General features: G+C 67.8%; 1 protein-coding gene. It reads right to left on the bottom strand.

Features of this window, described 5'->3' with window-relative positions; genetic code table 11:
• Window positions 1-385: electron transfer flavoprotein subunit alpha/FixB family protein (locus AC1DFC_RS29840; protein ID WP_478180596.1), on the bottom strand; the 385-nt coding region annotated here is incomplete at both ends.

Genomic DNA, 385 nt, shown 5'->3' with positions numbered 1-385 from the left:
TGAACTTCTCGGCGCTGCCCAGCGCCCGGCCACCCGAGACGATGATCTTGGCGGCCGTCAGCTCGGGGCGTTCGCTCTTCGTGACTTCCCGGCCCACGAAGCTGCTCTTGCCGCTGTCGGCCACGCCTTCGGCCGTTTCGACCGCTGCGTTGCCACCGGTCGCAGCTGCGGCGTCGAAGCCGGTCGTGCGCACCGTGATCACCTTGATCGGGTCTGCGCTCTGCACGGTGGCGATCGCGTTGCCCGCGTAGATCGGGCGCTCGAAGGTGTCGGGGCTGTCGACCTTGGTGATGTCGCTGATCTGGGCCACGTCGAGCTTGGCGGCCACGCGCGGCGCGACGTTCTTGCCGTTGGCGGTCGAGGGGAACAGGATGTGGCTGTAGTT

The organism is Variovorax sp. 10L421, assembly GCF_056395365.1.
Note: the sequence above shows the minus strand (reverse complement) of the source record. Positions and strands in the feature narration are given on the sequence as shown.